5 protein-coding genes are annotated in these 5,303 nt (G+C 70.5%); 2 read left to right on the forward strand and 3 right to left on the reverse strand.

Features of this window, described 5'->3' with window-relative positions:
- From G6018_RS12580 to G6018_RS12590, 3 genes are all read right to left on the reverse strand, one after another.
- On the reverse strand, positions 1 to 781 hold a 781-nt coding region (locus G6018_RS12580; RefSeq protein WP_182610387.1), incomplete at its 3' end, for an ABC transporter ATP-binding protein.
- On the reverse strand, positions 778 to 1,806 hold the full coding sequence (locus G6018_RS12585) for an iron ABC transporter permease (protein ID WP_179523768.1): 1,029 nt from the start codon (positions 1,804 to 1,806) through the stop codon (positions 778 to 780). The genes G6018_RS12580 and G6018_RS12585, both read right to left, overlap by 4 nt.
- Positions 1,803 to 2,744: an ABC transporter substrate-binding protein gene (locus G6018_RS12590; protein WP_182639776.1), complete on the reverse strand. Its 942-nt coding sequence runs from the start codon at positions 2,742 to 2,744 to the stop codon at positions 1,803 to 1,805. Before G6018_RS12590 ends, G6018_RS12585 begins: the two co-directional genes overlap by 4 nt.
- Positions 2,745 to 3,042: 298 nt before the next feature.
- On the opposite strand from G6018_RS12590, the gene G6018_RS12595 reads away from it, so the two are divergent.
- Positions 3,043 to 3,459, forward strand: a complete 417-nt coding sequence (locus G6018_RS12595; RefSeq protein WP_179523766.1) for a carboxymuconolactone decarboxylase family protein — start codon at positions 3,043 to 3,045, stop codon at positions 3,457 to 3,459.
- A gap of 52 nt (positions 3,460 to 3,511) precedes the next feature.
- A complete protein-coding gene (locus tag G6018_RS12600) occupies positions 3,512 to 5,146 on the forward strand; it encodes a long-chain fatty acid--CoA ligase (protein ID WP_182610385.1) in 1,635 nt (544 codons plus the stop codon).
- The last annotated feature ends 157 nt before the right edge of the window (positions 5,147 to 5,303 follow it).

A 5,303-nucleotide genomic window follows, 5' to 3' on the forward strand; every position in this document is an offset into this window, starting at 1 on the left:
GCGGCAGGACGGCGCGGCCGTCGGGGCGGTCGAGGACCTCGACGCGGGCGTCGTACACCTCGGCCACCCGTTCGACGGTCAGCACGTCCTCCCCGGTGCCGTCGGCGACGATCCGGCCCTCGTCGAGCAGGACCACGCGTTCGCCGTAGTGCGCCGCGGAGGTGAGGTCGTGCATGGCGGCCACCACGGTGAGTCCGCTCTCGCGTCGCATCGAGTCGACCAGCTCGAGAACCTGCTGTTGGTGCCCGATGTCGAGGGCGCTCGTCGGCTCGTCCAACAACAACACCCGGGGCTCCTGTGCCAGCGCCCGGCCCAGGACCACCCGCTGGAGCTCGCCCCCGGACAGCGTGGTCGCGATGCGCGGGGCGAGGTCGTGCAGCGCGAGTCTGTCGATCACTCCCTCGACGACCTCGTGGTCGTGGGGCGACTCGGTGCCGAAGCGGGGGATGTGGGGAGTGCGGCCCAGCCGGATCAGCTCCCGTGCGCTCACGCCCTCGGGCACGACCGGGCGTTGCGGCATGAGCGCCACCATCCGGGCGACCCGCCGTCGCCCGGCCCTCCGTGGCGACAGACCCATGACCTCGACCTCCCCACGGGACGGGATGAGCCCGGCCATGGCGTAGAGCAGCGTGGTCTTGCCCGAGCCGTTCGGCCCGACCAGGGAGATCCAGGTCCCGGTGGGCACGACCAGGTCGATCCCGTGCAGGACGGGCACGGCGTCACGGGCCACATGGAGACCGCGGCAGGACAGGGCTTCGCCGGCGTCCGGGGTGGAGGTCATATGAGCCCCCGGCTCCGACGCAGGACGAACAGGAAGAACGGGGCCCCGATCGCCGCCGTCACGACCCCGATCGGCAGCTCGGCCGGGCTCACCGCGGTGCGGGCCACGATGTCGGCCAGGACGAGGAAACTCGCGCCGACCAGTAGGGACAGCGGTAGGAGTAACCGGTGGCCCGGGCCGATCACCATCCGCACGGCGTGCGGGATCACGATGCCGACGAATCCGATCAGGCCGCTCACGGACACGACCGCGGCGGTGCCCAGCGTGGCGACGCTGATGAGCACCAGCCGCACCCGGGCCGGGGCGATGCCGAGGGTGGAGGCCTCGACGTCACCCACCGCCATCACGTCGAGGGTGCGCCGGAACAGGGCGATCACCGCGACCGAGACCAGGACGTACGGCAGCACGGTCAGCACCTCGGACCAGCCGCTGGTCGTGAGCCGGCCGAGCATCCACGAGTACACCTGCCTCAGGGTCTCGTCGTTGCGCTGCATGAAGAAGGTCTGGATGGCGCTCGCGAACGCGGCGACCGCGACTCCCGCGAGGATGATCACGACCTCGGTCCGACCGCCACCGACACTGCGGCCGAGGGTGTAGGTGGCCATCACCGCGATCATGCCGCCGACGAACGCCGCCGGGGGCACCATCGCCGAACCCATGGCCCCGCCCACGACGATCGCCAGCGTCGCGCCCAGCCCGGCGCCGCTGGAGACACCCAGGAGATAGGGGTCGGCGAGCGGGTTGCGGAACACGCCCTGATAGGTCGCACCGGCGATCGCCAACATCGCGCCGACGATCCCGCCGAGCACGACCCGCGGGATCCGGATCTCCCACAGGATCACCTGCTGGCGAGGCGAGAACCCCGAGTCGACGTGCACGAACGGCAGTCGCCCGACCAGCTCGAGCAGGACTCCCCGCGGGGTGAGGTCGGCGGGACCGACCAGCGTGCCCGCCACCAGCGCCACGAGGAAGAGCACTGTCGCTCCGCCCAACACCAGGGCGTGGCGGGGCGACGCACGGGTCACGAGGCAGGTTCCCTCTCGGGCTGTGATTCGTTCACAGTCAGTGTGGAGATGATCCCGGCCACCTCACGCATGAAGTCCACCACGCGCGGGCCCCACCGGCTGGCCAGGTCCTCGTCGACCACGAAGACGCGGTCCTGCCTGACCGCGGCGAGCTCGCCCCAGCCGGGACGCTCGGCCACGACCTCCGGGGTGATCCCGCAGCACTGCCCGTCGGCGAGCATCACCAGGTCGGGGTCCGCCTCGAGGATCAGTTCCTCGGACAGCTGCGGGTAGGCGTCCCCGCCGGTCGCGATGGAGGTCAGCCCCAACAGGGAGTACACCTCGCCGATGTACGTGTCGTCGGTGACGGTGTAGTAGGTGTCGTCGAGCTCGTGGAAGTAGGTCAGCGGGGTCTCACGCCGGGGGACCGAGGCCACGATCTCGTCGATCTCGCCCCGCATCCGCGAGACCAGCTCGGCGGCCTCGCCGACCGTGCCGGTGGCCGCGCCGACCTGTTCGATCTGGGTGTACGTGTCGTCCAGGGTCCGTGCGGCGGGGAGCAGCAGGACCTCGACCCCGGACCGCTCGAGACCGGAGACGATGTCGCCGGTGTCGTCCGTGGCCACGACCAGGTCCGGCTGGTACCCGAGGATCGCCTCGAGGTTCGGGGTGTAACCCGACAGGTCGGTGACCGGCGCATCGGCGGGATAGTTCGAGCGTTCGTCCACCGCGACCACCCGGTCGCCGGCACCCACGGCGTAGAGCATCTCGGTGGTGGTGGGGCTGAGCGAGATGATCGCCTGCGGCTCGCCCGAGGCGGCGGCGCCGGTGCCGTCGGTCTGGTCGGCCGCCGGGTCGTCCGCCCCGGAGCAGGCCGTGGCGACCAGTGCGACGGTGGTGAGGACGGCGGCGAGCAGAGAGCGGGATCGCGGCGTGGTCCGGGCTCGAGACAGGTGCATGACATCCTCCGGGGATCGCCAGGACGAAAGCAGCTCGGCAGCGACGCGGACGCCGCGGCACGCAACCGTCCTTCGTGCGAGGTCAGTTCGTACGGTGCCGCGGTACCGGCCGACCCGGCGCGCCCGCTCGGGGCGGGATCACAGTTGCGCGGGCATCGTCGGATTCACACCGACTTCCGCCGGGCACCACGGGTGTCCGGCGGGGGAGCCGGACCCTCCGAGGGTAGCCGACCCCCGGGTCGACGGCAGGATGGGCCGTGACCACCCTCCGACACCCACCGACAGGAAGGACCACGAGATGACGACGACGAACGGTTCAGGCGAGGGGCCTTCGGCCGCGGAACTCCGGTCGCGGGGTTTCGCGACCCGGCGCGGGGTGATGGGCGACGCCTTCGTGGACCGCGCGATGGGCCGGGCCGAGGGGACCGCCTCCGAGGCCCTCCAGTACGTGGTCACCGAGAACGTGTGGGGGAATATCTGGGACCGCCCGGGACTCGGGCGCCGCGACCGCAGCCTGTTGAACATCGGCATGCTCGTGGCGTTGCGGGCGAACGCCGAGTTGGCCGGTCACGTGCGCGGCGGCCTGACCAACGGCCTCACCCGCGAGGAGATCACCGAGGCCGTGATTCACGCCTCGGGGTACTGCGGGGCGCCGGCGGCCCTCTCGGCCATGAAGACGGTCCAGGAGGTCTTCGACGCCCTGGACGGCAGGTAGAGTCGTGTCCAGCAGTGACCCCCGACACCCCCCTGAGTGAGGAGCCCCTCGCATGCGCAGCACCATGCAGCCGGAACAGCTGAACATCAGTACCATCCTGACGTTCGGCGCGACCGTCCACTCGGACGCGGTCGTCACCACCTGGACCGATCAGGGCCCGCGGAAAGTCACGTTCGGCGAACTCGGGAAGCGGGCGGCCCAGCTCGCCCACGGGCTGCGTTCGCTCGGGATCGACGCAGACCAGCGCGTCGCGACGTTCCAGTGGAACAACTCGGAGCACATGGAGGCCTACCTGGCCATCCCGTCGATGGGCGCGGTGCTCCACCCCCTGAACATCCGGCTGTTCCCGGACCAGCTCGAGTTCGTGGCCAACCACGCCGAGGACAAGGTCGTGATCGTCGACCCGAGCCTGATCCCGCTCCTGCAGCCCCTGCTGCCGCGGTTCTCGACCGTCGAGCACGTGATCGTCACCGGCGGCGGTGCGGCGAACCTCGAGGCCCCGGAGGGCGTGCAGGTGCACGACTACGAGGCGCTTCTGGCGGCCCAGCCCACCGAGTTCGAGTGGCCCGAGGTCGACGAGAACTCCGGCGCCGCGATGTGTTACACCTCGGGCACCACGGGCGATCCGAAGGGCGTCGTCTACTCGCACCGGTCGATCTACCTCCACTCGATGCAGGTGTGCATGTCGGACGGGATGGACATCTCGCTCGACGACAACGTGCTGGCGATCGTCCCCATGTTCCACGCGATGTCGTGGGGCCTGCCGTACGCGGCGTTCCTGGTGGGTGCCTCACTGCTCATGCCCGAGCGCTTCCTGCAGCCCGAGCCGCTGGCCGCGATGATCGCCTCCGAGCGGCCGACCCTGGCCGCCGCCGTCCCCACGATCTGGCAGGCCGTGGACGCGTACAGCGTCGATCACCCGATCGACATGTCGAGCTTCCGTGCCGTGGTCGTGGGCGGCAGCTCCTGCCCGCCCGCGCTGATCCGCAAGTTCAAGGAGAACTACGGGATCAACATCATCCACGCGTGGGGCATGACGGAGACCTCGCCCATCGGCACGCTGTCGCGGCCGAAGGCGGACCTGCCGGAGGAGAAGCAGTTCGACCTGCGCACCACGCAGGGCCGGTTCATCGCGGGGGTCAAGGCCCGGATCGTCGACGACGCCGGCCAGGAAATGCCCTGGGACGGCGAGTCCGTGGGTGAGCTCCAGGTGCGCGGCCCCTGGATCACGGGCAGCTACTACAAGGTGGAGAACTCCGACTCGTTCGACGACGGCTGGCTGCGCACCGGCGACGTCGGCTACGTCCGCCCCGAGGCGTTCCTGCAGCTCACCGACCGTGCCAAGGACATCATCAAGTCCGGCGGCGAGTGGATCTCCTCCGTGGAGGTGGAGAACTACCTCCTCGAGCACCCGGCCGTGGCCGAGGCGGCCGTGATCGGGATCCCCGACCCCAAGTGGGACGAGCGCCCGCTGGCCACGATCGTGGTCAAGGAGGGCGTGGCCGACCCCGACGTCGAGGACCTGCGCGCGCACCTCGAGTCCAGGATGGCCAAGTGGCAGGTGCCGGAGAAGTTCGCGTTCGTCGACGAGATCCCCAAGACCTCCGTCGGCAAGCTCGACAAGAAGCGCATCCGCGTCTCGCACTCCGACGGTGAGCTCACGGTGGTCAACGCCCTGGAGAAGTAGCCCCCGGTCGGGCCGCCCCACCGGTCCGGTCCCGCCCCAACGAGAAGAGCGTTCCGCGCACATCGCCCGAGAGGCAGGTGCGCGGAACGCTCTTCTCGTTGGAGCGGCGGCGGCTGGACGGGTCGCGGCGGCGATTGGGCGGGTTGCGCGCGCGGGT

This window comes from Dietzia sp. DQ11-44 (assembly GCF_014145205.1).
In the GTDB taxonomy this organism is placed as follows: domain Bacteria; phylum Actinomycetota; class Actinomycetes; order Mycobacteriales; family Mycobacteriaceae; genus Dietzia; species Dietzia natronolimnaea.

Bases quoted from the DNA above. Each gene is read 5' to 3' on its own strand.
- G6018_RS12590 (WP_182639776.1), bottom strand. From the start codon at position 2,744: ATGCACCTGTCTCGAGCCCGGACCACGCCGCGATCCCGCTCTCTGCTC.
- G6018_RS12595 (WP_179523766.1), top strand. From the start codon at position 3,043: ATGACGACGACGAACGGTTCAGGCGAGGGGCCTTCGGCCGCGGAACTC.
- G6018_RS12600 (WP_182610385.1), top strand. From the start codon at position 3,512: ATGCGCAGCACCATGCAGCCGGAACAGCTGAACATCAGTACCATCCTG.